Origin of the sequence: Mesorhizobium sp. M7A.F.Ca.CA.004.12.1.1, from assembly GCF_003997835.1 — a bacterium.
Lineage (GTDB): Bacteria > Pseudomonadota > Alphaproteobacteria > Rhizobiales > Rhizobiaceae > Mesorhizobium.
Genome location: NZ_RZRK01001116.1, coordinates 1 through 1503, shown reverse-complemented (window position 1 = coordinate 1503; position 1503 = coordinate 1). Strand labels below are relative to the sequence as shown.

The window sequence follows — 1503 nt, the reverse complement described above, 5'->3', positions numbered from 1 at the left end:
CCCATAGCCATAGAGGTTTCCGAGAACCACAAGCTTCGCGCCGACCGCTTCCGCGGCACGCACGGTGCCGTCGATGATTGGGAAGAAGTCGGTCGGCCACCGGTGATAGGCGGCCATGGCACACATGAAAATGGCGTCGGCGTTTCGGCAGATACGCGCCAGTTCAACGGCATCGGTGGCATCGGCCTGCACCGCCCGGACGTTCCGCAACGCGTTTGAGCCGACACTCCGGCTCGTGAGAACGACGTCATGTCCTTCTTCGCCCAGAAGGCGCGCGGTCTCGTGCCCGACCGGGCCTGCTCCGACAACTACATAAAAACTCATGGCTAACCTCTCGTCCAAGCTCGATGGAGAGGCGTAGGTACATGTCCCCGGCATTGAAAATCGCGCGGGAATTGCCAATTCTTGGACAGGTTTTGCCAGGAAGCGAGAGAGCATGCATTCGCAGTCTGTTCCGGCCCGATTTCCGCCCGACGTCACAATGGCCTTCTGGCATATCGAAGCGGGCGTCCATCGTCTCTCCAGGGCGGCCCATCATCGCATCATGGTGCATGCAAGCGCGGCGACGCGTTCCTACTGCAATGAGGTTGGTCGATATTTCGTGAGGCGCGCTGGCGATATTGACCTGGTGCCCGCTGGCCAAGAGGGCGGCTTCGAGACCGAAACCCCGTTCGACACGATCGAGATCGCGTTACAACCAGCCCTGATGGAAAGGGTGGCGGCTGAGCTAGGTGGCAAGGCGCGCGCGTTGCCGCTCGACACACGTCATCTGCTTCGTGATCAGCGCATCCAACATCTCGCCCGTGCACTCGAGAGCGATCTCGGCGCAAACTCACCGAGTGGATCTTTGTTTGCCGACAGCATTGGCGCCGCTCTGGCGGTGAGGCTGCTCGGTCTTGAGAATTCCGATGTCGAGCGAACAAACCGGTTGTCAGATGCCCAGCTCAAGCGAGTGTTGGAGCATATCGAAGCTGGCTTGCACGAGCCCCTTTCAATCCAGCGATTGAGCCGAGTTGCCGGGGCGAGCAGCTCGCACTTGCGGGCTTGGTTCAAGGCGGCGACGGGCGTCACCCTGCACCGCTACGTGGTGCGACGTCGCGTCGAACGCGCACGCGCCCTGCTGCAGCGAGGCGATCTCAGCACAAGCAAGGTGGCGGAATTGACGGGCTTTGCGCACCAGTCACATCTGGCGCACTGGATGCGCCGCGAGATCGGCCAAACGCCGCGTGATTTGCGCCGGGCGCAGCCCAAATGATCTTGTCATTGGATGGCGTTGGCGACGCCACCCAACGTGTCAGTCCCTCAGTGGCTTGCCGAGCCGTCCAGCCAGGTCCTGGGTGAACTGCCAGGCGACGCGGCCCGAGCGGCTGCCGCGCGTCGTCGCCCATTCCAATGCTTCGGCACGCCACTGAGGGACTGACACGTTGGGTGGCGTCGCCAACGCCATCCAATGACAAGATCATTTGGGCTGCGCCCGGCGCAAATCACGCGGCGTTTGGCCGA

The 1503-nt window shown here is 62.2% G+C and carries 2 protein-coding genes and 1 pseudogene; 1 reads left to right on the top strand and 2 read right to left on the bottom strand.

The window, feature by feature from the left end; translation table 11 throughout:
- Nucleotides 1-324, bottom strand: a 324-nt coding sequence (locus tag EN984_RS34240; RefSeq protein WP_127384337.1) for an NAD(P)H-binding protein, incomplete at its 3' end; no start/stop codon positions are given.
- 112 nt (nucleotides 325-436) lie between these two features.
- On the opposite strand from EN984_RS34240, the gene EN984_RS34235 reads away from it, so the two are divergent.
- Nucleotides 437-1255, top strand: coding sequence for an AraC family transcriptional regulator (locus EN984_RS34235; RefSeq protein ID WP_127273191.1), 819 nt, complete (start codon nucleotides 437-439; stop codon nucleotides 1253-1255).
- Between the two features lie 39 nt (nucleotides 1256-1294).
- On the opposite strand, the pseudogene EN984_RS34230 reads toward EN984_RS34235, so the two are convergent.
- Nucleotides 1295-1405, bottom strand: a pseudogene (locus EN984_RS34230) (DUF815 domain-containing protein); the annotation flags it as partial.
- Nucleotides 1406-1503 lie beyond the last annotated feature (98 nt).

What these genes read in the sequence shown, in the direction of transcription:
- EN984_RS34235 (WP_127273191.1), top strand. Translation starts at nt 437, where the DNA reads ATGCATTCGCAGTCTGTTCCGGCCCGATTTCCGCCCGACGTCACAATG.